Raw genomic sequence first — 22,836 nt, forward strand, 5'->3', positions numbered from 1 at the left:
AACTTTTTGGTAAAAAAATCCCGCAAGGTGTCTAAGTTTATATTTGTTAAACGTCATTACTATGTCGGTGAAATATGCTTCACTGATTAGATAGCAATTTTAATGGAGTGAAATAATGAGCAATAAACAATATATGTGTTTACTTCGCAGTGACTCGGGCGGCTGCGAACAATTATCTGCCAGTGACATGGAAGTGATGTATGCCAAATTTAACGCTTGGCAAACTAAATTTGCCGACAACATTGTGGATATGGGCGGTAAGTTGGGCAGTGAAGGGGCGGTGGTTAATCGTGATGAAGTAAAAGATGGCCCCTTCATCGAAGTGAAAGAAATTGTTGGTGGCTATATGTTGCTTACTGCCAGTGATTTGTCAGAAGCTATTGAGGTGATTAAAGCGAGCCCTATGGTTGAAAACATGGGAACCAATATTGAGCTTCGAGAAATAAGCAAACCTTGAGTTCCCGCGGACAAATAGAGCATCTATTCCGTCACGAGTATGGCCAACTCGTGGCGTTATTAGTTCGCCGTTTTGGTTTTGAGCATTTTGAGCAAGTAGAAGATGCGGTGCAGTGGGCGATGGCTCAAGCGCTTGATACTTGGTTGAAACAGGCGGTGCCAGACAAACCCTCTGCTTGGCTCTATCAAGTGGCACTGCGTTACCTTTTGTCGCAGTTTCGCCAACAGCAAAGTCATTCTAATTTGCTAGCTCAAACTGAAGAACCACAAACTGAAGTACTGGTAGAGCCGCCACTTAGTGGAGAATTAAGTGACGCGTTATTGCGAATGTTGTTTGTTGCTAGTGATGAGGCTTTAGCGGTGGAGTCGCAACTGGTTTTCACTCTAAAAAGCTTGGTGGGGTTTAGCATTAAAGAAACCGCATTGCGTCTATTTATTAGTGAAGCCAATGCTTATAAGCGCTTTAGTCGTGCTAGAAAATACCTACAACAGCAGCCCTTGCAGCTAGACAGTTTAAACGAGCAAGACATGCAACGGCGTTTGCCCGCAGTGTATCGGGTATTGTATTTGCTTTTTACCGAAGGCTATTTATCTTCTCACGAAGATTTATCTATTCGCCAAGATTTATGTGAAGAGGCAATTCGTTTAACTGGATTGCTAAGCCAACATGCCTTGGGCAATCGGCCCGAAAGTTATGCTTTGTTAGCGCTTATGTACCTAAATACAGCTAGGTTGCCCGCGCGACAACAAGCGGGTGAACTACTGTTGTTGCAAGAACAAGATCGTAGTAGCTGGAATCAGGCGCAAATTGCTATGGGCTTACTTTGTTTGCAGCGTTCGGCACAAGGTGATCAATTGTCTCGCTATCATATAGAAGCTGGCATAGCGGCAGAACACTGCTTGGCTTCTTCTTTTGAGCAGACTCGTTGGCATAAAATAGTGGAGGCTTATCAGTTGCTCGAAAAGCTGGCGCCTTCACCCTTTCATATTCTCAATCGAGCAGTAGCGCTAGCGCAATGGCAAGGGGCAAAGGTTGGCTTGACAGAGCTGGAGAGTTCTCAAGTTCCTAGTTGGCTGAGTCGCTCCTATCATTGGTATGCAGTATTGGCAGACTTACAATTTCGCAGTGGAGAACAGAAACTGGCTGAGCAAAATGCCCAGCTAGCACTAGAGCAGGCCCCTAGCGCTACGATTAGGCGTTTATTAAGTAAGCGCTGGCGCTTAGTTGCGCCTGAAGATAGCGCTTAAGTTTGTTTGCTGGATTCGTTATGCGCCAATATCTTGGTAAAGTAGCCTTTCAAGCTGAGTAACATGATTAAACTTGGCACAACCATCACCGCGGTTAAGATGAAGAACAGCGGCCAAGATTCTAAATAATCTGCCAAGCTGCCGCTGAAAGAGGCGAGCGTGGTTCGGCCTAAGTTGCCCAAACTGGCAAGCAAGGCGTATTGAGTTGCCGAGAACGCTTGGCCAGTAAGCACCGTTAAAAACGAAACAAAGGCTACTGTGGCAAAGGCACTGGTGAAGTTATCGACAATAATGGTCGCTAAAAATAGTTGCTCATCTGGGCCGGTCGCGGCAATCCAAGCAAACATTAAGTTGCTGCTAGCCATAGCAATACCGCCTAATATAAGCCCTTTAATAATGCCAAAACGTACATTAAAGGCACTGCCAACAATGGTGAATAAAACCGTTGCACCCCAACCAATAAGTTTAGAGTAATGGCCAATTTGCTCGTTACTAAAGCCTACTTCGCGGTAGAAGGTAATTGACATGCGGCCTAAGAAGGCTTCGCCAATTTTGAATAGAAACACAAACAGCAACAAGGTTATGGCTACACGCACCCCGTTGCGGCGGAAAAAATCTAAAAACGGTTCGGCAACCGTTACCGTTAACCAAGCTACCAAAGGTGATTTAGTGCCAAGGTATTGGGCATGGCGCGCTTCGGCTTGTTGTTGCAAAGCTTCACGGTTGCTAATAGGTTCTTTCACTAACACGGTAAAGAGCATCAATAGCGCAACAATGAAACACATGCCTAAATAGACGCCATTCCAACCAATGCTGTCGGCGTTAATAAATGCCAAATATCCCGGTAGAGAATAGCCCGTCCACCAACCTATTACCGCCATGGCCGAGGCTTGCGGTAAGCGATGTGAATCGCTATTTGCAAAGGTATCGATACGGTAAGCATCAATGGCGATATCTTGGGTGGAAGAGGCAGTGGCGATGCACAAGGCCAGCAGCGAGGTAAAGACCAAGCTGTTGGCGGGGTCAAACTGGGCAATGCCAAAGGTACACAGCAACACGATACCTTGGCACAAAAATATCCAACTTCGACGCTGGCCGAGCCAAGCATGTAAAACGGGAAGTTTTACCCTATCAACTAAGGGAGCCCATAAAAAATTGATGGCATACACGGTAAATACCGAGCCAAAAAAGCCAATGGCTGAGCGTGACAAACCGGCGTCGGTAAGCCAGCCCGACATATTAGAACCAATTAGTACCCATGGAAAACCGCTGGCACAACCGAGCATAAATACCCAAAGCAATCGTTTATCTAAATAAGAATGTAGGGTCTGAGACCAATTTAGCGATAAGTTCATTTATAGCTCGGTTAAGTTGTGGCGAGTTTACGGTTGGCTTTCGTCAACAATGACTACATCTTCAATAATCACTTTTTCCATAGGAACATTGCGCATGCCAGGGATAGGACCGGTTTTAGTTGGCTTGCTTACAATTCTATCCACTACGTCCATGCCTGAAGTGATCTCTGCAAATACCGTGTAGCCGTATTTATTTGCGCTGCCGTCTAAATAAGCGTTATCGATAACGTTGATGAAAAACTGACGAGTAGCACTGTGTGGGTCGTTAGTGCGCGCCATAGCAACGGTGCCACGCTTGTTGCTCAAGCCGTTTTTCGACTCGTTTTCAACTGGGCGATAGGTATCTACTTTTTCGTAGTTAATTGAGTAGCCGCCACCTTGCACCATAAAGTTAGAAATGGTGCGGTGAAATAACGTACCTTTAAAGCTGCCGTCTTCTACATAGCGAAGGAAGTTAGCGACAGTTTTTGGCGCAGCTTCGGCATTCAGTTCCATTTCAAATTCACCTTGGTTAGTGATGAATTTTAAGGTTTGTGCACTAGCGCCAAGACTTAATGTAGCGAAAACACAAGCCACCAAGGTGTTACGGAAAATGCCCAAGTTCATAATTGATACTCCAATACTTCAATAAGTTGCGGGTCGTTAGCGATTTGTGTCAGTAGTTCAGAAAGCTGTTGGCTCATGGCTTCGCTTTGCTTGTTTACGTTGACAGAAAACGCACCTTCATTAGTGTGGGTGGAACGAAATTGTTTGCTTAAGGTTTTGTGAGGGGTGTCGATAGTCACCTTTAAACGCATAACAGAACTGGCGGCATGTTTAACGCTGCTTTCTTCTACTTTGTTGGCCAATTCTAGAATATCGATGGTAATTAGGTTTGGTGAGTCTGGCACAAAACCAATGCCTTGTTGTTGCCAAGCGCTCGAAAGCTGTTGCTCAATGTTTTGACGTAAATTGTTGCCGCTTGAAATCAGCTGGGCTTGTTCTTCACCTTCTTGGTGAATGCTAATTAAAAACCGGTTACTGCGTAAATCTTGAGATTTTATTGCAGCAATGATTGAGTGTTGAGCTGAATCAATGACCTCAATGCTTGGGGTTAATGCGACTTGCTGCGGTTGGCTGCTGCAGGCGCTAAGCCCTAATACGCCGCTAATTAGCAAAGCGGGCAATAAAAACTGAGTTTTCAAGTTGTTTACCTTAATAAGTGGATTAACGCTTAGTGCTGCTCAGAATAACAAATTTGTTATTGCTCGCCAGTAACTTATAACCGCCAAAGTAAGATTTTAATAGTGGGTGATAGCCCAAGTGTCGGTTAGCTACCACTATCAGTTGGCCGCCGCTGCGTAAGCAGCGTTTAGCGTCACGAAACATTTGTTGGGCAATATGCGTAGAAATGGTGTTTTGTTGATGAAAAGGCGGATTACATAACACGAGATCGGCACTGTTGTCGGCTTGATGCTGCAAAGCGTTGTCGTGGTTAAACTCACAATCGGCTAATCGCTCTGGAAAGTTTAAGCTTACATTATTTTTTGCCGAGGCTAAGGCCATTGCCGATTCGTCACAAAAAGAAACTTTAGCTTTGGGATAGTGCTTGAGTGCTTGTAAACCCAGTAAGCCATTGCCGCACCCTAAATCAACCACAGCTTGAAAATCGCCCTGCGGAAAATTGCCTAACATAAAGCGACTGCCAATATCTAACTTGCCGAAGCAAAATACATTGGCATGGTCGTTTAGCTTGAATTGGTGCTCTGCAACTTTCCATTGTTTGGGATAAGGGCTAGTAGAGCTAATACCCTGATAGTGGCCAAACAATAAGCGGGCTTTTTTCTTCGCCAGTGAAGTGCTTACCTTACCAAGGTGTTTTTCAAATAAAGAGAAAACGGACTTAGGTAAGTTCTTTAGCATTACTCCGCAGGCAAAAAGGCTATCAGCCGACAATATCGCTTGCAGTGCAATTAGTTGGTATTCCAAATAATTTAAGCTTTTGGGTTGACGCATCAACACCATGTCACTGGCTGGAAGACTATCGGTGCTGCTAAGCAGAGTGAGCCGCCCATCCATAGTTAAGTTGTTTGCTTTTAAGTTCTCAGCTAAGGCTTGTTGTGCAATAAAGGAGTCGCTTAACCAATGTATTTGGCTATCGGCAAACTCAGGGGCGGCCAACAGAGCACAGGCTAGCGCGCCAAATTCATCGTTCATAATGAGTATGCGTTTGGCTGCGGTGGTTTGCTCAAAGGCAAAGTTGAGCATTAGTTCATCAGCAGCATTCCATGCTTGTAAATCGTTTGTCGCCTGTTTTGGGTAGCGCGATAAGCTCAAATGGAGCGAGTTAATTTGCAATTCATGACTCATATTGGATTTGTATGCTGCAGGCCTTGATTAGTGGCAGCAGTGTATCTAAGTTGAGGGCTAAACTAAAGCAACACCCATATGGAAATAGGCTGTCGTACGTGGTGCTAGCAGAAGATACTCAAGTAGAAAACATTGTTCATCAGCAGCAGTGGCTAAAAGCCGAGTCTGCTGAGGCATTTTATCGACAATCGCTTACCAAGCTGCCTTGGCAGCAACATACCATCAAAATATTTGGCAAAACTTGCTTGGAGCCACGCCTTTCCTTGTGGATAGGCGATGCGAATACCGCTTATCGTTATTCGGGCGAGTGGCGTAGGCCTTTGTCTTGGCCTAGCTATTTACTACCACTAAAGTTTGCCGTGCAGCAAAAGTGCGGGCAGCAGTTTAACAGCGTATTACTTAACTATTATCGAGATGGTCATGATTACATGGGCTGGCATAGCGACAACGAAAAGCAATTGGGTAAGCAACCAGTGATTGCTTCCTTGAGTTTGGGCCAAGCGCGTCGTTTTTTATTTCGTAAAAAATCCAAAGATCAAAAACACGAGTATTTACTGGAACATGGCGATTTATTGGTAATGAATAAATTATGCCAAGACCAATGGCAACACAGTTTGCCTAAGGCTTTGCGGATAAAACAGCCGAGGATCAATTTTACTTTTCGTTATACAATGCCAGATGAATAATCAATACAGGGAACAGTTATGCGGGTAGAAACACTAATCACCAATAAATTGCAGCAACATTTTGCTCCAACGCATTTAGAAGTGGTGAATGAAAGTAATATGCATAATGTGCCTGCCGGCTCAGAGAGCCATTTTAAAGTGACAATTGTGAGTGAGGCCTTTGAAGGTAAGCGTTTATTGCAACGCCATCGAGCGGTAAATCAATTGCTTGCCGAAGAGCTTAAAAATGAAATTCACGCTTTAGCAATGCATACTTTTACGCCTGCGCAATGGGCTGAGCAACAACAAGTACCTAGTTCTCCTCAGTGTCGTGGTGGACAATAGCTAACACACTGCATCAAATAAGGATTGTTTAATGCGGGTATATATAAAGGTGGCGTTATTAACGTTGCTATTGGGTGCTTGCTTTGATCGCTCGGCGAATCAAAGCGAATCTCAACCAGTTGAGTACACATGGACTTTAGTGACTTCTTGGCCAAAGCACCTACCTGGTTTAGGCTCAACGCCGGACCGCTTTGCTGAAGAAGTGGCCGCGATGAGCAATGGCCGTATGCAAATAAATGTATATGGCGCTGGTGAGCTTTATCCCGCCTTAGAGGTATTTAGCGTAGTGTCGGAAGGAAAAGCTGAAATGGGCCATAGTGCAGCTTATTATTGGCAAGAGCAGCTTCCTGCGGCGGCATTTTTTAGTTCGGTGCCTTTTGGCATGCAAGCAAAAGAGCTGAATGCTTGGTTATACCTTGGAGGAGGCTTAGAGCTATGGCGTGAGTTATATGCGCCTTATAACTTAATTCCGTTTCCTGGTGGTAATACCGACGCGCAAATGGGTGGCTGGTATAACAAAAAAATATCCACTATTGCAGACTTTAAAGATCTAAAAATGCGTTTGCCCGGCCTAGGTGGGCGAGTACTTGAATTGGCAGGCGGCCAGCCTACAAATTTACCTGCCGGGCAGCTTTACACTGCTTTGCAATCTGGTGAGCTAGACGCTGTTGAGTGGGTAGGGCCATACAACGACCTTGCGTTTGGTTTTCATAAAGTAGCACCTTACTACTATTACCCTGGCTGGCATGAGCCGAGTACCACCTTAGAGTTTGTGATAAACCAAGATGCTTTTGCCGCCTTGCCTGCTGATTTACAACGAATTGTTGAAAATGCCACCAAAGTCGTTAATCAAGAAACCCTTAACGAATATGTGGTCTACAATATAGAAGCGCTCAATGTGCTGGCCAACGAGCATGGCGTAGAGGTATTGGCATACCCCGATGACGTGCTTGCTTCGCTTAAAAGTTTCAGTGTTGAAGTGATCCAAGAGTTAGCCCAGCAGGATCGGTTCTTTGAAAAGGTTCTCAGTAGTTATCAGCGGTTTCAATTTGGCGTACTTAAGTACAATCAGGTGAAGCTGGATCCAACAACCTTAGAATAAGCTAAAAATCACCACAAAATATTTAGGGTGATATGTCAGCAATTTGAGCTTTGTTTGGTGGAAGCATGACTTGTTTTACAAGTCTGTTAACAATCCGCTAACACTTAAGTCGAATAGGTTAGGTTTTTGGCCTTTTTCTTTGGAGAAATAGGATTAATTGGTGCTAGAATACACGCGATTTCTGTGTCTTGTTAGTTAATTGTCTAAGACTTGTTAGCTGAACTACCCAATTTTGAGTACAAAAGTTACACAGGAATCATCGCTCGTCTTCCGACCCAACACATGTGTAAGAGAGTATGATTACAATAAATAAAGGACTGGATCTGCCTATAAAAGGCGGTCCCAAACAGCAAATAGTAGACGCGTCTATTGTTACCAAAGTTGCTGTACTCGGAGAAGATTATGTAGGCATGCGTCCTACAATGAAGGTTCGAGTGGGTGACGTGGTAAGCCAAGGTCAGACGCTGTTCGAAGATAAGAAGAACCCCGGCGTTGTATTTACTGCACCTTGTGCTGGCGTTGTTCAAGAAATTAACCGTGGTGCCCAACGTGTATTGCAGTCTGTTGTTATTGAAAAACAAGACGGCGATAGCATCGACTTTGGTGCCCTAAGCGATGCAGAAATCGACAGCGCAGATCGCGCTACGATTGTAGACAAGTTAGTTAAGTCAGGCCAATGGGTTGGCTTAAGAACTCGTCCTTATAGCAAAGTGCCAGCAGTAGACTCAGAACCTTCTGCCATTTTTGTTACTGCCATCGACACTAACCCTCTCGCTGCCGATCCCAAAGTAGTAATAGACCAAAACGAAAGTGCTTATTTAACAGGCTTACGTGTTTTGTCTCGTTTAACTGCTGGGGAAGTTTTTGTTTGTAAAGCAAATGATAGCTTACCTAAATCGGATGCAGCCCGTGTTGAAGAGCACGTATTTGCTGGCCCGCATCCAGCAGGTTTAGCTGGAACGCATATTCATACCTTAAAGCCTGCTAGTGCTCAGCGCACAGTTTGGACGCTTTCTTACCAAGAGGTGATTGCATTTGGTCACCTATTTGCTAGCGGTAAAGTTTACAACCAACGGGTTGTGTCTTTGGCTGGTCCAGTGGTTAAAGAACCTCGTTTAGTGCGTACTGAGTTAGGCGCTAACGTTGTTGAGTTGACCGATGGAGAGTTGGTTGATGGCGAGCACCGCGTTATCTCTGGTTCAGTGCTTATGGGTAATCATGCTACTGGTCCTCACGCTTATATCGGTCGTTATCACCAGCAGGTTGTTGCATTGGAAGAAGGCTACGAGAAAGAGTTTATGGGCTGGGCTGTGCCTGGTACCAGTAAGTTCTCTTTAGCGAGAATATTTATCTCTGGCCTTAATAAGAGCAAATTGTTCCCGTTCACTACCACTACCGGCGGTAGCTCTAGAGCGATGGTGCCAATTGGTCAGTACGAGCGCATTATGCCGCTAGATATTTTACCTACGTTATTGCTTCGAGATTTGTTGGCTAATGATACCGACAGTGCTCAACAATTAGGTTGTTTAGAGCTAGATGAAGAAGATTTAGCACTGTGTACCTTTGTGTGTCCTGGCAAATACGAGTACGGTAGCGTGCTACGTGATTGTTTGACCAAGATTGAGAAGGAAGGTTAAGCATGAGCAGTATTAAAGATTATATTGAAAAGATTGAACCGCAATTCTTACCTGGCGGTAAGCATGAAAAGTGGTTCGCTTTGTACGAAGCTGTCGCGACGTTTTTATACTCGCCAGGCTTGGTAACTAAGAAAAATACTCACGTTCGTGATGCGATTGACTTAAAACGTATCATGATTTTTGTTTGGGTCGCCTTAATGCCGGCTATGTTCTTTGGCATGTACAACGCAGGTATCCAAGCTAACGAAGCCATTATTGCTGGCGCAGGTACTGTACCAGACGACTGGCATGGCGCATTAATTAGCATGCTAGGGGTTCCAACGGGCGCCGAAGCTGGCTGGATTGCGTCGATGATATATGGGGCAATTTTCTTTTTGCCTATCTATCTAACCGCTTTTGTTGTTGGTGGCTTCTGGGAAGTATTGTTTGCTTCTGTGCGTGGCCATGAAGTTAACGAAGGTTTCTTTGTTACTTCTATCTTATTTGCACTTACGTTGCCTGCAACCATGCCGTTATGGCAAGTTGCTTTAGGTATCACCTTTGGTGTTGTAGTGGCCAAAGAAGTATTTGGCGGTACCGGCAAAAACTTCCTAAACCCTGCTTTAGCTGGCCGTGCTTTCTTATTCTTTGCTTACCCAACAGCCATTTCTGGCGATGCGGTATGGACTGCGGTAGATGGTTACTCAGGCGCAACTGCACTAAGCGTTGTTGCAGCAGAAGGTATGCAAGGTTTAGTCGACCAAGGCATTTCTTGGAGCGACGCATTCTTTGGCTTTATTCAAGGCTCAAGTGGTGAAACTTCTACGTTCTTGCTAGCTCTTGGTGGTCTATTCCTGATCTTCACTCGCATTGCATCATGGCGCATTGTTGCCGGTGTATTAGTAGGTATGGTGATTAGCAGCTTGCTGTTGAACATGATTGGCTCTGACAGCAACATGATGTTCCAGCTACCTCCTCATTGGCACTTAGTATTGGGTGGTTTTGCTCTTGGTATGTTCTTTATGGCAACCGACCCTGTGTCAGCTTCATTTACTAACAAAGGTAAATGGTGGTACGGCGGTTTAATTGGTGTGATGGTGGTGTTAATTCGCGTAGTTAACCCGGCATTCCCAGAAGGCATGATGTTGGCAATTCTATTCGCTAATTTGTTTGCTCCAATTTTTGACTACTTTGTAGTTCAAGCCAATATCAAACGGAGGCTTGCTCGCGATGGCCAGTAATGATTCCTTAGCCAAAACCATTAAGGTTGTTGTTGGCGTAAGTTTAGTGTGTTCAATTGTTGTATCTCTTGCAGCAGTTGGTCTACGAGGGATGCAGCAGCAGAATGCGGTTGAAGATAAGCAGAAAAATATCTTGGCAGTATCTGGTGTAGCCCTAGATGGTCGTAAGGTAGCTGATGTTTACTCGCAGGTGATTGAGCCGCGCGTGATTGATATTGAAACTGGTGAGTTTGTTTCTCAAGATCAAATTGACCCTGCTACCTTTGAACAGCGCAAATCAGCTAAAGATCCAGCAACCAGTATTCGTTTATCTAGCGAAGAAGATATTGCCGGTATCGTTCGTCGTTCTAACCTTGCTAGCGTGTATCTTGTTAAAGACGAGCAAGGCGAAATTGAACGGGTTATTTTGCCAGTACATGGTCGTGGTCTTTGGTCAACTATGTACGCGTTCTTGGCTATTCAGCCAGACGGCAATACCGTTGATGCGATTGTTTACTATGACCAAGGGGAAACTCCTGGTTTAGGTGGTGAAGTAGCTAATCCATTGTGGCAAGACAAGTTCATCGGCAAAAAGCTGTTTGATGAAAATGGCGATACTGCGATCTCTGTGATTAAAGGTAGTGCTCCAGCCGACTCGCTTTACGAAGTGGACGGATTATCTGGTGCAACGCTAACCAGTAACGGTGTCGATGCCACCTTCAAATTTTGGTTAAGTGATAAAGGCTTTGGTAAGTTCCTTGCCAAGTTGCAACAGGGAGGCCTAAACAATGGCTGATGCTAAGGAAACCAAAAAGGTTCTATTTGGGCCTGTTTTTGCAAATAACCCTATCGCACTACAGGTGCTTGGTGTTTGTTCTGCATTAGCGGTAACCAGTAAGTTAGAAACTGCGTTTGTAATGACCCTAGCCGTAATTGTTGTTACTGCATTCTCTAACTTGTTCATCTCTATGATTCGTAATCACATTCCTAGCAGTGTGCGAATCATTGTTCAAATGGCGATTATTGCTTCATTAGTAATTGTGGTAGACCAAGTGCTTAAGGCTGTGGTGTATGACATTTCTAAACAGCTCTCGGTATTTGTTGGTTTGATTATTACCAACTGTATCGTAATGGGCCGTGCAGAAGCCTTCGCAATGAAGGAGCCACCGTTTAAATCATTCCTTGATGGTATCGGTAATGGCTTAGGCTATGGTGCTATTTTGATGTCGGTAGGCGCTGTTCGTGAACTATTTGGTTCGGGCTCGCTATTTGGTATCGAAATTATGCCTTTGATTAACAATGGCGGTTGGTACCAACCAAACGGTCTATTGTTATTGCCTGCTTCGGCATTCTTCATTATTGGTTTGTTGATTTGGGCCTTGCGCACTGCATACCCAGAGCAAGTAGAGCCGAAGGAGTAATCGAGTGGAACATTATATTAGTTTGTTAGTTCGCTCTATTTTCATTGAAAATATGGCTTTAGCTTTCTTGCTAGGTATGTGTACCTTCCTAGCGGTTTCTAAGAAAGTTAAAACTGCATTTGGCTTAGGTGTAGCGGTTATTGTGGTATTGGGTATTTCAGTACCAGTAAACCAGCTTATCTACTTCAACTTATTGGCTCCTGGCGCGCTAAGCTGGGCTGGCTTGCCAAATGCCGATTTAAGCTTTTTGGGCTTCATTACCTTTATTGGTGTTATTGCTGCCTTAGTACAAATACTAGAAATGGTATTAGATAAGTACTTCCCGGCCTTGTACCAAGCTCTAGGTATCTTCTTACCGTTGATTACCGTTAACTGTGCCATCTTTGGTGGTGTATCGTTTATGGTGCAACGTGAGTACAACCTAGGCGAATCTTTGGTATACGGAATAGGTAGTGGTATCGGTTGGATGTTAGCCATTGTGGCGCTAGCCGGTATTCGTGAAAAGATGAAGTATTCAGACGTGCCAGACGGTTTACGTGGTTTAGGTATTACCTTTATCACCGTAGGTTTAATGGCAATGGCGTTTATGTCGTTCTCAGGCGTTCAGCTTTAAGACGGCCAATAACTACAAGGAAAATTAGTCGATGGAAATTATTCTCGGCGTAACCATGTTTACCTTGCTCGTCTTGGCTTTAGTAACAATCATTTTGTTTGCTAAGTCTAAGCTGGTAAGTTCTGGTGACATTCAAATTTTAATTAATGATGATCCTGCTAAGGCGATTACTACTCAAGCGGGTAGCAAGTTGCTGGGTGTATTAGGTAATTCAGGTATCTTCGTATCTTCTGCTTGTGGTGGCGGTGGCTCTTGTGGTCAATGTCATGTTCACATTCATGAAGGTGGCGGTGATATTCTTCCTACTGAATTAGATCATATTAGCAAGCGTGATGCTGCTACCGGTTTGCGTTTAGCCTGTCAGGTTAATGTTAAGCAAGACATGAAAATTTCTTTACCAGAAGAAATTTTTGGTGTGAAAAAATGGGATTGTGAAGTTATCTCTAACGATAATAAAGCAACCTTCATTAAAGAGCTTAAACTGCAAATTCCTGACGGCGAGTCAGTGCCATTCCGCGCGGGTGGTTACATTCAAATTGAAGCACCAGCTCACCACGTTAAGTACTCTGACTTTGATGTAGAAGAACAATACCGTGGCGACTGGGAACACTTTGGTTTCTTCAACTTAGAGTCAAAAGTTGATGAAGAAACCATTCGTGCATACTCAATGGCGAACTACCCTGAGGAAGAAGGCATCATCATGTTGAACGTGCGTATTGCTACGCCGCCGCCAAACAACATGAGCCTACCTTGCGGTAAGATGTCTTCGTACATCTTTAACCTAAAAGCAGGTGATAAAGTTACTATCTCTGGTCCATTTGGTGAGTTCTTCGCCAAAGAAACCGATGCTGAAATGGTATTTATTGGTGGTGGTGCAGGTATGGCACCTATGCGTTCACACATTTTCGACCAGCTTAAGCGATTGAGCTCGAAGCGCAAAATTAGCTTCTGGTATGGTGCACGTTCACGTCGTGAGATCTTCTATGAAGAAGACTTCGACATGTTGGCCCGTGAAAACGAAAACTTTGAATGGCATGTTGCCCTATCTGATCCGCAACCTGGAGACGACTGGGAAGGTAAAACAGGCTTTATTCATAACGTATTGTTTGAAAACTACTTACGTGACCACGATGCTCCAGAAGATTGTGAGTACTACATGTGTGGTCCACCGGTAATGAATGCTGCTGTTATTAACATGCTTAAAGATTTAGGCGTGGAAGACGAAAACATTCTACTTGATGACTTTGGTGGCTAAACCGTGAGTTTAGTGAAGCATTATTGGCTAGCCCTGCTTGGGCTAGCCTTTTTTATTAGTGGCTGTAGTGAGCAAAACAATTTGTATACCTTACAAATTGAAGGGCGCACTATGGGAACCTATTACCAAATAAAGTTAGTTGAGCCTAAGGCCAAACTGCCAGATGGCGACAAGCTGCAAGCTAAAATTGACCAAGTGTTACAACAAGTCAATCAAGAGATGTCTACCTACATAGCCGATTCTGAATTGTCACGTTTTAACCAGCACTCTAGTAATCAGGCTATTAGCATTTCAGATAATCTAGCTTTGGTGATTGAAGCCTCTTTACAGCTCTCAGAAGACTCTAATGGTGCTTTTGACGTAACTGTAGGCCCACTGGTTAACTTGTGGGGGTTTGGCCCAGAGGGGCGTCCTGAGAAGCGACCTAATGACCAGCTACTTGACGAGACTCGTGCTAAAATTGGCTACCATCACTTGAGTTTGAATGCTGGCAAGTTGTCAAAGGATCTACCTGAGCTTTATGTAGATTTATCAGCAATTGCAAAAGGCCACGGAGTAGACCGTGTTGCCGATTTGCTGGAAGCTGAAGGTTACCTGAACTACATGGTCGATATTGGTGGTGAGTTACGCCTAAAAGGTCACAATGACAAAGCCCTTGGCTGGCGCATTGCCGTAGAGAAACCCTTGGCTGAACAGCGGGCGGTTCAAAAAGTGATTGCACCGGGTGATAATGGTTTAGCAACATCGGGTGATTATCGAAATTATTTTGAGCAAGATGGGGTCAGATATTCACACATCATCAACCCAAATACCGGTAAACCGATTGCCAACCATATTGTGTCGGTAACCGTTATCGATGAAACCAGCATGATGGCCGACGCTTACGCCACCGCATTTACGGTAATGGGCGTGGAGCAAACGATGGAATTTGCTGAAGCTAAGCAGCTAGCGGTGTATATTATCGAGAAGCAAGAGAACGAATTTGTTGAGCATATCAGCGCCAAATTTGTGCCTTTTGTAGTCCAATAACAGAATAAGGAGTCGTAATGGCTTATTTTTTGGTGACATTCATTTTCTTCATGGTGGTTATTGCCGCTATGGCTGTGGGCTACATTTTCCAAAAGAAAACCATTAGCGGAAGCTGTGGCGGAATTGCTTCTTTAGGCATCGAAAAAGTGTGTGACTGCCCCGAGCCTTGCGATAAACGCAAAGCCAAAATGGCCTTGGTTGAGCAGAAGAAAAAAGCCCGCCAAGCCATGTTAGATGAGCATCGCATTATCTAAGGTTATCGGATTTGTCATTTAAAAAAACAGCGCCTTCGCGCTGTTTTTTTGTTTTATACCAATCACACTAAGTAAGTGATCAGAAGTAACGCAGGAAAAATACTCGAGAATAAGACAGGATTTTGCGATAAGTAGTTATTCTACAATCAAAAATCCTAACGCAGTTGTCGAGAATTTTAACCAGATAGAATGAACAGTTACTTAGTACGATTGGTATTAGTGCTAGTCTCCTTTGGCAATACCTTCACGCCTAGGATCGGCCGCACCTACTAACCTATCGGGGTAGATCCTTATGCCTTGTAAACCCGAAGTCATATCTTTGATTTTGGTTTTGTAGCCTAAGGCTTCTAAAGCCGATTGCTGATTTGCAGCGGCTGTATTGGCTTCCAACTCAAAGGTGCCAAAGCGATTATTTAAGTGAGGCTGTTCAACCGCTTGTTGTAGGCTCATTCCCCAGCTCAAGTGGTTAACTAAACTCTGTGCTACATAGCCTATAATGCTACTGCCACCCGGTGAGCCAATGGCAATAATTGGCTGTTTGTTTTCCATAACAATGGTTGGTGCCATAGAAGAGCGTGGGCGTTTATTGGCTGCTACTCCGTTCGCCACTTTCTTACCGTTTTTCTCAGCGACAAATGAGAAGTCAGTCAGTTGATTGTTTAGCAAAAATCCTTTTACAAATACTCTCGAACCAAAGGCATTCTCAATGCTACTGGTCATCGACAATACGTTGCCTTGGGCATCCACAATACTGATGTGAGTGGTAGAAGGAAGCTCTAGGCTTTGGTCCATGCTGCGATAGGCGTTTAAAGGCAACTCGCCAGGGCTTACCGAGGTTAAGGCTTTATCACCACTTAATAGCTTAGCGCGCTTGGCAAGGTACTCAGGGCTTAGTAAGTTGCTAAGTGGCACGTCGACAAAATCACTGTCGGCAAGGTAGGCGCCTCGGTCTGCAAAGGCTAGGCGAGAAGCATCGCCAAGAATACGCCAGCTTTGTGGATTATTAGGTCCCCAATCTGACAAGGGGTAATGCGCGGCAATACCGAGGATCTGTCCAACGGTGCTAGCGCCTGAACTCGGTGGCCCCATGCCACATATTGAGTACTGAAAGTAAGCAGAGCAAAGGACAGGGCGCTGTTTTATTTGGTAATTGGCTAGATCTTTTTCACTAAGCAAGCCCGGATTGTCATTGAATTGACCAACAGCCGCAACAATTGCTTTGGCGGTATCACCTTGATAAAAACCTGAAGCGCCTTGCTCTGCGACCAACTGTAAGGTGCTAGCGTAATCAGGGTTTTGTAGTAAATGCCCTTCGCGTAAAGGTTCGGCTGAGTCATCAAAGAAGTAGTCGCGGCTAGTTGGGTAGCGACCGAGGCGTTCAGCGTCGCCAGCAATTAACTTAGCCAATCGCGGACTCACTCTAAAGCCTTCTTTGGCTAAGCCGATTGCCGGTTTAAACAAATCTTGCCAATTGCTGCTACCGTAACGCTGATGCATTTCTTCAAACAGCGCGATAACTCCAGGTGTGCCTACTGAACGCCCACCCACCACTGCGTCATAAAACTTTAGCGGTTTACCTTGTTGGTCCAAAAACAAGCCAGCATCAACTTGTGAAGGGGCGGTTTCTCTGGCGTCAAAGGTGGTGAGTTGTTGCTTGGCTGCATCGTAATACACCACAAAAGCGCCGCCACCAATCCCTGAGGATTGCGGTTCAACCAAGCCTAGTACGCTTTGCACGGCAATCATTGCATCTACGGCGTTGCCACCTGCTTTTAGCACCTCATAACCGGCTTCAACCGCTAAGGGGTTAGCAGCCGACACCATGAATTTTTTGGCAGTGACCTCGGTCTTAGCCTGCACTCCGCTGGCTAACTCTGGGGCATAAGCATCGGTGCTTTGGCTATTTGAATAGCAAAAGCCGCTAATTATTAGGGTTGATGCTATGAGGCTGCGAGTAAACATGCTAAATCCTTTTTAATGCGTATTTAGCCAGTGTAGCAGTCCATATATTAATCGCCATCGCTTGTTTATATGACTGAATTTATGCAGGTTTTTCTATTTGTATGAGAATTGAGTACAGCGGTGACGTAGATAAGAGACAGCTTGAAGCCGCATAACTCGTCGGTTTTGGCTTTTATTACTATTTAGGTGTCGCCTGTAGGCGACGCTGGCATTTAAATTGCGCCCCTGATTTGGGTTTAGATTGTTGATTTTTATGGTTTTTTAAAAGTTGGTTCGACCTTTGCTATGTGTAGTTCGTCAACCGCTAAACCTAGTTAGCGGCCATTTAGTGAAGTAGATGTTAAACAAGGAGTTTCTTATGAACTTGAAGTATAGCTTTCCAGTGTTAGCGCTATTTGTAGCCAGCCTAGCCTCGGCAAATAGTGAAGTGTTCAAAGACCTAGATACCAACCAAGATTTGGTGGTAAGCATGGAAGAAGCTGCCGAACTACCGATCCTTACTGAAGTATGGAGTGAGCTTGATACAGACCAGGATGGTGTATTAAGCCAAGCAGAATTCATAAACCTTGAAATTTCCGTTCAACCTGAAGACCCTGAAAACAGCGAAGTAGCTGAATAGTTAGTTCCTTTATGTTTTCGTGAACCGATCCAATTTTAGGACGCTGTCGGGGGCCAATTTTTCTGCGATTTGGTCTAGTTTGTAGCAGTTTTAATCCTCGATAATTTTCCAGCGCTTAAGTCTGTGCTAGCTTAAGCGCCTTTTTTTCTTTATAGCGAGCTACGTTGCGGTACCGCTACGTTAGCAAATAAAATCCCCGCCACAATCGACATGAAAATCAAAAATGTTTGCGAACCAATATTGGGGATGCTCACCATTGACTCACCTAAAACCAATGAATTTAAGCTGATATAAGCCTTACTACCCGGTACCAATAATACTATGCCTTGCAGCAATACCACCGATGCCGGAGACTTGGTTAACTTGGCAAATAGGTTTGCATAAACACCCACAATAAATGCCCCAACAAAAGGACCTAATGCTTCGCCTAGGTAGGCGCTGCCAGCAAAGGCAGCAGCATAGGCAATCACTCCCGAAAGAATGCCCCAAGGTAAATCTTTAGCGCGTACTTTAAATACCACGCTAAGGCCTAAGGATAACAACACCACACCTAGCCACTTAATCCACCAGGTGCTAACAAAGCTAGATTGAAGATCCACCTGCCCCCAAATTAGAGCACCGAAGGCCATGCCTAACACTGCGCCAAAATAGAGTTTAAACAACACCATAATGCCGTCCATTACCCTTGCCGTACCCGATATGAGTTCGCGCGCGGCTAACTCGCTTAAACCAAGGGTAAGCGATAAACCAGGAATGAAAATAATGATCGCCGAAAGCACCACAATGGGAATGTTTACATCAGGCACAAACTGAGAAATAGCCACGGCCACGAATGAGCAGAGCAGCGCAGCTACCGGCTCTAAGGCTTCATGTACCCCTTTAGAGTGCTCGGCGCGATAAGCCAAATAAAATGAAATACAACTAAGCAAGCTCGACCAAATAATGGTGCTCCAATTAGCCGACATTAGCATGGCAAATGCGCCGCCAGTAATGGCAAAGGCCAAGCAAATTACCCAAGGAGAATGTAAAGCTGGCTGATTGGCCATTTGGTTTAGCCGCTCTATGGCCTCGGCCAAACTGATTTCTTCTTCTGTTACTTTCTTAACTAGCTGATTGGTACGGGCCAATAAACCTAAATCGATTTCACCGGGCTTTACTCGCATCACATAGTTATATTCTTGAGTATCGTCTGGTGCCCAAAGTACAAAAGTGAGTGAGGTAGGAGTAACTAAAAAATAGCCATTTAGGCCTAAAGTTTCAGCGACATTACTTAGGTGTGACTCTAAGCGAAACGCCGGCGTACCATATTTATGTAAGGCCTTGCCTAGCCTGATAATGAAATTACGTTTTACTTCAAAGCTTGATTGTTTCAATGCGGGGGCTAATTCTAAAAAGCGGATGCTTAATTGTATCTCACAGATTGGCATTTGGTGTAGTTGTCTTGAGATAAAAAACTCCCGCCTGCGTTTTAAACAGAGAAATTTTCCTATTTTTTAATGAAATAGCGTACAGAATCGGCCTGATCATTTATCATTTACAGTTAGCTAATTATTCTCACGTGCTGTCTCGGAGGACACCATGGCCGCTGGTAAATATTTACGTTGGAAAGACGAAAACGGTAACGAGTTTCGCCCTGTTTCAATATCTGGTAACGCATTACTTAACGATCGTACTTTAAATAAAAGCTCAGCTTTTAGTTTTGAAGAGCGCGAAGCCTTTAATTTGGCGGGCTTGTTGCCTCCTAAGCCTCAAACCTTTGAAGATCAATTAAAGCGTGTTTACCAAGGCTTTTTAAGTGCTTGCAGCGACATTGAGCAATACCAATACCTACGTGCACTACAAGACAGAAACGAAACCTTGTTTTATGCCTTGGTATCACGCCACATTGAAGAAATGGCGCCGATTATTTATACCCCAACAGTGGGTAAGGCCTGTCAGGAATTTAGCCATCGCTACCAAAAAGACCGCGGGTTATACATTACCGCAGAGAATGTCGATCAAATGGGTGAGATGGCGCGCCACTTCGCCGGTAAAGATATTAAGATTATTGTGGTTACCGACAGCCAAGGTATTCTCGGCCTAGGCGATTTAGGCATTGGTGGCATGGGCATTCCTATTGGTAAATTGTCTCTGTATACCTTAGGTGCGGGTATTCACCCAGCACGTTGTTTGCCGATTGCGCTTGATGTAGGTACCGATAATCAAGACTTACTCAACGATCCTATGTATTTAGGCCTTCCGCAAAAACGGATGCGTGGTCAAGAGTATCAAGACTTCATCGAGAAGTTTGTGGCGCAAACTAAGCTGCACTTCCCTGAAGCCGTGTTGCAATGGGAAGACTTTAGTAAGTCTAACGCCTTCGATAACCTATCTAAGTATGAAGACGAATTGCCATCATTTAACGATGATATTCAAGGCACCGGTTCTGTGGTTTTGGCTGGCGTGATTGGCGCTACTAAAATTAAAAACGAAACCCTTGGTGAGCAAGTTTACGCTGTGTACGGCGCAGGCGCCGGCGGGGTAGGTGTTGCCGACCAAATATTTGCTGGCTTGCTTAAAGAGGGCATTAGCCACCAAGAGGCACGTGATCGTATTTTCATTCTAGACTCACGCGGAGTGGTTTTTGATAACCGTGAAGATCTCGATGAATACAAAAAACGTTACGCCAAGCCATTTGAACTAGCCCAAAACTGGACGCTAGCCGAAGAAGGCAAGGCGAGTTTGGGCGAGCTTATCGATAATACGCCGGTTACCGTATTATTGGGTTGTAGTGGTGTAGGCGGTGCTTTTAAAGAAAGCCATGTGAAAAAGATGCTGGAATATACCGACCGCCCGATGGTATTCCCGCTATCTAATCCAACCGATAACTGTGAAGCCTTACCAGAAGATGTATACAAGTGGACCAATGGCCAAGCCATTGTGGCCACCGGCAGCCCCTTTGACGACGTAGATTACAACGGCAAAAACTACCGTATTGGTCAGGGTAACAATGTGTTTATTTTCCCTGCGGTTGGCCTTGCAACCATCGTTTCTGGCGTAAGCAAAATCACCATGGAAATGTTTACCACAGCGTCGTTTGCTTTGGCTGAGTATGTATCTCAAGAAGACTTAGACAGCGGCTGTGTATTCCCAAGAATGCGTGAGCTAAAAGAAGTTTCTGGCTTTGTGGCTAAGGCGATTTTAAAACAAATTCAAGAAACTGATCCGCAAGGCTGCTTGAGCGGTAAAGACATCGACCAAGAAATTGCCGAACATATGTGGGAGCCTATTTACCTGCCATATCGCAGAGTGTAAGGCCTTAACAATAAATTAGCTGTTAAGAATAAAAAGGAGCCAATGGGCTCCTTTTTTGTATGAAGAGTGGATGCAGGGTTTAGCCTTAGTTGGCAGTAATTTCCCATACTGTTAACGACCCACTTACTTCGTTACCTACCAACAATAATGGTTGGCTGGTTGGGCTGCTATCGGCTGCAACAAATACCAAGCTTTCTGGAGCTAAGTCACCAATACCGTCATCAACGCTTAAACCTTCTGTTAGGTCACGGTTAATTACGTAGGTTTCGAACTTGCTGTTGTAAGGGTTAGTTACATCGTAAACCATAATGCCGCCCATGCGCTCTAAACCAATAAAGGCGTAGGTTTTGTCGCCAACAGTACCAACTGTTAGCGCTTCAGGTTCAGCGCCTTTGTTTTCTGAGCGAGAGTCGCCTTCGTTCTCATCATCACCGTTGTTAAAGGCATTGCCGTGAAGTGCTGCAGTGATACGACCAATTTCATCACCAGAATCAAACACTACTAAACCATTTTGATCCCATACGGTGAACGAGCGAGCACCATAGGCTACGGCAGTTTCATACTCGCCATTGCCGTCGGCATCGCCCAGTACATTTGTTACGCGTAGGTCATCAATCTCGCCGCTGGCTTGCAATGCTTCTAGCTTAGAGCCTGCTTGGGCGGTAAGGTTTTTAAGTTTTACTTCTTCAGTAAAGGCTAAGCAACCATCGTCTTCATCGTAGTCTTGACCACCCGCAGCAACACAGGCAGCTTCGTCGGCTACATCAAAGAAATACTCACGTGCATCACCTTCGTTGGCCGTGATGAGGAATGGCGCACCATTCCACGAGAAAGAAGCAATGGTGTCTGGCATGTAAGCGCCGTATAAGCCGTCGTATTGGCCAAAGCTTACTGTGCCATCTTCGTTCCCGTCAAAGTTTAACCCTGACCAGTCTTTATATCCCAAGCCGATAATTTGCACGCTGTTATCGCTTAAATCTACAAGTGCTAAGCCGTTGTTTTCTTGAAGTGTTACATAGGCCATGTCGTTGCTGGCGGTAATGTATTCGGGCTCTAAGTCTTGTGCAACAGTGGTGGTAATCACTTGGCCGTTTAAAGTACGACCACTTGGGTTAGGAAAGTGCAGCCCTTTAGCTTCAAGCTCACTTTGCATGCCGTTAAAGCTAGTAAAGTCGATGATAGTGGCGCTAGTCGCTGGTGTTCCATCAGTTACGCTAATGACAGCAATTGTGCCTTCAGGATCGTTGCTGTAATCGCCGCTTGGCTCACCTTCGTTAGCCACAATTACTTTGCTGCCATCAGGCGTGAAAGTAACCATATCTGGCAAGTTTCCTACTTCAACAGCACTTAGGAATACTGGAGTGCCAGCGTTTAAACCATTGTAGAAAATAATGAAACCATTGTTGGCTTGCGCGTCGGCTTCAATGGCAACAGCCATTAAATCATTATGCACGGCAATGCTGTTGGCTCCGCCCAGAGCAACGCCATTGGCTTCGGTTGGCAAAGTAAGTGGGGTTGCGCTTAGGTTAGTATCGCTAGTTGGGGCACTTAGTTGCTCAGAGCTAAGGCTAGAAGCATCAATCATCTCAACCGTTGCGTCAGAGCTATTAATGGCATATATAGTTTGAGTAGCAGCGTGGTATTGCAGGATCTCTGCAGCACCGTCTGGGTTTAATACTGCACGACCAACCGGGTTAAGCGTGATGCTGCTAACAGCATCTGCGCCAGGCTCACCGTTTAAACCATTTTGACCATCGTCACTACTACACGCTGTTAATGTTAGGCTAGAAATTACTGCCAATGAAACCAAGCTCTTCTTGAGCATCATGTTATATCCCTATAAATAGTTACAATTCGAAGGGCATTTTGTGTACTCAGTGTGACTTTACGATGACGAAAATATGACAATCAATGAAATGTTCCAATAAGGTAAAGCGTGAACTTAAGCCTGAAAAATGTAGCGGTTTTCACCTATATAAGTAATTGAATCTAGTAACTATTAAGCCTGTTTAATTTAACAATTTAGTTTGATA

22 protein-coding genes are annotated in these 22,836 nt (G+C 44.7%); 15 read left to right on the forward strand and 7 right to left on the reverse strand.

Annotated elements, in window-relative coordinates; all coding sequences use genetic code 11:
* The first annotated feature begins 115 nt into the window (after positions 1-115).
* A complete protein-coding gene (locus tag LQZ07_RS06940) occupies positions 116-457 on the forward strand; it encodes a YciI family protein (RefSeq protein WP_016400327.1) in 342 nt (113 codons plus the stop codon).
* Positions 454-1,704, forward strand: coding sequence for an RNA polymerase sigma factor (locus tag LQZ07_RS06945; protein ID WP_152780039.1), 1,251 nt, complete (start codon positions 454-456; stop codon positions 1,702-1,704). Before LQZ07_RS06940 ends, LQZ07_RS06945 begins: the two co-directional genes overlap by 4 nt.
* Here the strand turns inward: LQZ07_RS06945 and LQZ07_RS06950 are convergent.
* The 4 genes from LQZ07_RS06950 to LQZ07_RS06965 are packed head-to-tail and all read right to left on the reverse strand — an operon-like array spanning position 1,701 to position 5,408.
* Entirely contained in the window at positions 1,701-3,059 is a 1,359-nt protein-coding gene (locus tag LQZ07_RS06950; RefSeq protein ID WP_152780037.1) for an MFS transporter, read from the reverse strand. The genes LQZ07_RS06945 and LQZ07_RS06950 overlap by 4 nt on opposite strands.
* Positions 3,060-3,086: 27 nt before the next feature.
* Positions 3,087-3,665 carry a peptidylprolyl isomerase gene (locus LQZ07_RS06955; RefSeq protein WP_016400324.1) on the reverse strand — a complete coding sequence of 193 codons (579 nt, stop codon included), beginning with the start codon at positions 3,663-3,665 and terminating at the stop codon, positions 3,087-3,089.
* Entirely contained in the window at positions 3,662-4,243 is a 582-nt protein-coding gene (locus LQZ07_RS06960) for a YajG family lipoprotein (RefSeq protein WP_152780035.1), read from the reverse strand. The genes LQZ07_RS06955 and LQZ07_RS06960 overlap by 4 nt, the downstream gene beginning before the upstream one ends.
* 22 nt (positions 4,244-4,265) lie before the next feature.
* Positions 4,266-5,408, reverse strand: a complete 1,143-nt coding sequence (locus LQZ07_RS06965) for a methyltransferase (RefSeq protein ID WP_152780033.1) — start codon at positions 5,406-5,408, stop codon at positions 4,266-4,268.
* Positions 5,409-5,419: 11 nt separating this feature from the next.
* Here LQZ07_RS06965 and LQZ07_RS06970 point away from each other — a divergent pair, with 11 nt between their 5' ends.
* From LQZ07_RS06970 to nqrM, 11 genes are all read left to right on the forward strand, one after another.
* On the forward strand, positions 5,420-6,094 hold the full coding sequence (locus tag LQZ07_RS06970; RefSeq protein WP_152780031.1) for an alpha-ketoglutarate-dependent dioxygenase AlkB: 675 nt from the start codon (positions 5,420-5,422) through the stop codon (positions 6,092-6,094).
* 18 nt (positions 6,095-6,112) lie between these two features.
* Positions 6,113-6,418: a BolA family transcriptional regulator gene (locus LQZ07_RS06975; protein ID WP_016400320.1), complete on the forward strand. Its 306-nt coding sequence runs from the start codon at positions 6,113-6,115 to the stop codon at positions 6,416-6,418.
* Positions 6,419-6,449: 31 nt separating this feature from the next.
* Complete coding sequence (locus LQZ07_RS06980) at positions 6,450-7,520, forward strand: TRAP transporter substrate-binding protein (RefSeq protein WP_152780029.1); 1,071 nt, start codon at positions 6,450-6,452, stop codon at positions 7,518-7,520.
* A gap of 296 nt (positions 7,521-7,816) precedes the next feature.
* Positions 7,817-9,157: a Na(+)-translocating NADH-quinone reductase subunit A gene (locus tag LQZ07_RS06985; protein WP_152780028.1), complete on the forward strand. Its 1,341-nt coding sequence runs from the start codon at positions 7,817-7,819 to the stop codon at positions 9,155-9,157.
* Positions 9,158-9,159: 2 nt separating this feature from the next.
* A complete protein-coding gene (locus tag LQZ07_RS06990; RefSeq protein ID WP_152780026.1) occupies positions 9,160-10,377 on the forward strand; it encodes an NADH:ubiquinone reductase (Na(+)-transporting) subunit B in 1,218 nt (405 codons plus the stop codon).
* Positions 10,367-11,152, forward strand: a complete 786-nt coding sequence (locus LQZ07_RS06995; RefSeq protein ID WP_016400316.1) for a Na(+)-translocating NADH-quinone reductase subunit C — start codon at positions 10,367-10,369, stop codon at positions 11,150-11,152. Before LQZ07_RS06990 ends, LQZ07_RS06995 begins: the two co-directional genes overlap by 11 nt.
* Positions 11,145-11,777 (forward strand): NADH:ubiquinone reductase (Na(+)-transporting) subunit D, encoded by a 633-nt coding sequence (locus tag LQZ07_RS07000; protein WP_016400315.1) that lies wholly within the window; start codon positions 11,145-11,147, stop codon positions 11,775-11,777. The genes LQZ07_RS06995 and LQZ07_RS07000 overlap by 8 nt, the downstream gene beginning before the upstream one ends.
* Positions 11,778-11,781: 4 nt before the next feature.
* Positions 11,782-12,390: an NADH:ubiquinone reductase (Na(+)-transporting) subunit E gene (nqrE, locus tag LQZ07_RS07005; RefSeq protein WP_016400314.1), complete on the forward strand. Its 609-nt coding sequence runs from the start codon at positions 11,782-11,784 to the stop codon at positions 12,388-12,390.
* Between the two features lie 31 nt (positions 12,391-12,421).
* Positions 12,422-13,645, forward strand: coding sequence for an NADH:ubiquinone reductase (Na(+)-transporting) subunit F (gene nqrF / locus LQZ07_RS07010; protein ID WP_016400313.1), 1,224 nt, complete (start codon positions 12,422-12,424; stop codon positions 13,643-13,645).
* Between the two features lie 3 nt (positions 13,646-13,648).
* Entirely contained in the window at positions 13,649-14,674 is a 1,026-nt protein-coding gene (locus tag LQZ07_RS07015) for an FAD:protein FMN transferase (RefSeq protein ID WP_249483572.1), read from the forward strand.
* A gap of 17 nt (positions 14,675-14,691) precedes the next feature.
* On the forward strand, positions 14,692-14,928 hold the full coding sequence (gene nqrM, locus LQZ07_RS07020; protein ID WP_016400311.1) for a (Na+)-NQR maturation NqrM: 237 nt from the start codon (positions 14,692-14,694) through the stop codon (positions 14,926-14,928).
* Between the two features lie 222 nt (positions 14,929-15,150).
* On the opposite strand, the gene ggt is transcribed toward nqrM, so the two are convergent.
* Positions 15,151-16,890: a gamma-glutamyltransferase gene (gene ggt, locus LQZ07_RS07025; RefSeq protein ID WP_152780024.1), complete on the reverse strand. Its 1,740-nt coding sequence runs from the start codon at positions 16,888-16,890 to the stop codon at positions 15,151-15,153.
* 358 nt (positions 16,891-17,248) lie between these two features.
* Here ggt and LQZ07_RS07030 point away from each other — a divergent pair, with 358 nt between their 5' ends.
* Entirely contained in the window at positions 17,249-17,509 is a 261-nt protein-coding gene (locus tag LQZ07_RS07030; protein WP_016400309.1) for a hypothetical protein, read from the forward strand.
* 149 nt (positions 17,510-17,658) lie between these two features.
* Here the strand turns inward: LQZ07_RS07030 and LQZ07_RS07035 are convergent, their stop codons facing one another.
* Positions 17,659-18,882 (reverse strand): threonine/serine exporter ThrE family protein, encoded by a 1,224-nt coding sequence (locus LQZ07_RS07035; RefSeq protein ID WP_040306848.1) that lies wholly within the window; start codon positions 18,880-18,882, stop codon positions 17,659-17,661.
* Positions 18,883-19,087: 205 nt separating this feature from the next.
* On the opposite strand from LQZ07_RS07035, the gene LQZ07_RS07040 reads away from it, so the two are divergent.
* The gene (locus tag LQZ07_RS07040; RefSeq protein WP_016400307.1) at positions 19,088-20,803 is read left to right on the forward strand and encodes an NAD-dependent malic enzyme; all 1,716 of its coding nucleotides are present in this window, start codon (positions 19,088-19,090) and stop codon (positions 20,801-20,803) included.
* 85 nt (positions 20,804-20,888) lie between these two features.
* Here the strand turns inward: LQZ07_RS07040 and LQZ07_RS07045 are convergent, their stop codons facing one another.
* Positions 20,889-22,631 (reverse strand): choice-of-anchor I family protein, encoded by a 1,743-nt coding sequence (locus LQZ07_RS07045; protein WP_152780022.1) that lies wholly within the window; start codon positions 22,629-22,631, stop codon positions 20,889-20,891.
* Positions 22,632-22,836: the final 205 nt, after the last annotated feature.

Origin of the sequence: Agarivorans sp. B2Z047, from assembly GCF_023373605.1 — a bacterium.
Lineage (GTDB): Bacteria > Pseudomonadota > Gammaproteobacteria > Enterobacterales > Celerinatantimonadaceae > Agarivorans > Agarivorans albus.

Excerpts from the sequence above, each read along its gene's own strand:
- LQZ07_RS06955 (WP_016400324.1), bottom strand. The coding sequence starts at position 3,665 with ATGAACTTGGGCATTTTCCGTAACACCTTGGTGGCTTGTGTTTTCGCT.
- nqrF (WP_016400313.1), top strand. The coding sequence starts at position 12,422 with ATGGAAATTATTCTCGGCGTAACCATGTTTACCTTGCTCGTCTTGGCT.
- LQZ07_RS06990 (WP_152780026.1), top strand. The coding sequence starts at position 9,160 with ATGAGCAGTATTAAAGATTATATTGAAAAGATTGAACCGCAATTCTTA.
- LQZ07_RS07000 (WP_016400315.1), top strand. The coding sequence starts at position 11,145 with ATGGCTGATGCTAAGGAAACCAAAAAGGTTCTATTTGGGCCTGTTTTT.
- LQZ07_RS07045 (WP_152780022.1), bottom strand. The coding sequence starts at position 22,631 with ATGATGCTCAAGAAGAGCTTGGTTTCATTGGCAGTAATTTCTAGCCTA.
- LQZ07_RS07040 (WP_016400307.1), top strand. The coding sequence starts at position 19,088 with ATGGCCGCTGGTAAATATTTACGTTGGAAAGACGAAAACGGTAACGAG.
- LQZ07_RS06985 (WP_152780028.1), top strand. The coding sequence starts at position 7,817 with ATGATTACAATAAATAAAGGACTGGATCTGCCTATAAAAGGCGGTCCC.
- nqrM (WP_016400311.1), top strand. The coding sequence starts at position 14,692 with ATGGCTTATTTTTTGGTGACATTCATTTTCTTCATGGTGGTTATTGCC.
- LQZ07_RS06975 (WP_016400320.1), top strand. The coding sequence starts at position 6,113 with ATGCGGGTAGAAACACTAATCACCAATAAATTGCAGCAACATTTTGCT.
- LQZ07_RS06980 (WP_152780029.1), top strand. The coding sequence starts at position 6,450 with ATGCGGGTATATATAAAGGTGGCGTTATTAACGTTGCTATTGGGTGCT.
- LQZ07_RS06970 (WP_152780031.1), top strand. The coding sequence starts at position 5,420 with ATGCTGCAGGCCTTGATTAGTGGCAGCAGTGTATCTAAGTTGAGGGCT.
- LQZ07_RS06995 (WP_016400316.1), top strand. The coding sequence starts at position 10,367 with ATGGCCAGTAATGATTCCTTAGCCAAAACCATTAAGGTTGTTGTTGGC.
- LQZ07_RS06940 (WP_016400327.1), top strand. The coding sequence starts at position 116 with ATGAGCAATAAACAATATATGTGTTTACTTCGCAGTGACTCGGGCGGC.
- LQZ07_RS06965 (WP_152780033.1), bottom strand. The coding sequence starts at position 5,408 with ATGAGTCATGAATTGCAAATTAACTCGCTCCATTTGAGCTTATCGCGC.
- LQZ07_RS07030 (WP_016400309.1), top strand. The coding sequence starts at position 17,249 with ATGAACTTGAAGTATAGCTTTCCAGTGTTAGCGCTATTTGTAGCCAGC.
- ggt (WP_152780024.1), bottom strand. The coding sequence starts at position 16,890 with ATGTTTACTCGCAGCCTCATAGCATCAACCCTAATAATTAGCGGCTTT.
- LQZ07_RS06950 (WP_152780037.1), bottom strand. The coding sequence starts at position 3,059 with ATGAACTTATCGCTAAATTGGTCTCAGACCCTACATTCTTATTTAGAT.